The organism is Alcanivorax sp. HI0044 (assembly GCF_001634945.1).
Map to the genome: position 1 here is coordinate 1 of NZ_LWEZ01000588.1, position 503 is coordinate 503.

Genomic DNA, 503 nt, shown 5'->3' on the forward strand with positions numbered 1-503 from the left:
ACACCCGGATCGTCGTCGGAGGCATTACGCTGGGCGACCAGCATGATCTGCTTGTCAGCTGCCATGGCAGCTTCAAGAGCCGCAATGGACTTTTCCCGGCCGACAAACAGCGGGATAACCATGTGCGGGTACACCACTACATCACGCAGCGGTAAAAGCGGAATATCTTTCAGCACGTATTGCCTCTATGACTTAGGTGAAAGCAGGACAGACCCGGACCATGCCCGGGTCTCAATCCGGTGCCACCTTGGAAGACTGCTCGTTGTTTTCATAAATCAACAACGGTTCGGATTCACCCTTGATTGTCGGGCTATCAATCACCACCTTGGCCACGCTATCCATGGACGGAACCTGGTACATGGTATCGAGCAGCACCCCTTCAAGGATCGAGCGCAGACCACGGGCACCGGTCTTGCGTACCATGGCCTTGTTGGCAATCGCGCGCAGGGCGTCGTCGCGGAAATCCAGCTCCACCCCTTCCATTTCAAACAGACGCGCGTATT

The 503-nt window shown here is 55.9% G+C and carries 1 protein-coding gene and 1 pseudogene; both read right to left on the bottom strand.

Translation table 11 applies throughout. The annotated features are described in order from the left end of the window. A partial coding sequence (locus tag A3730_RS29525) for an LON peptidase substrate-binding domain-containing protein (RefSeq protein WP_197477344.1) occupies positions 1-176 on the bottom strand: 176 nt, incomplete at its 3' end. Between the two features lie 55 nt (positions 177-231). Continuing rightward, positions 232-503 (bottom strand): annotated as a pseudogene (locus A3730_RS07065) (ATP-dependent Clp protease ATP-binding subunit ClpX); the annotation flags it as partial.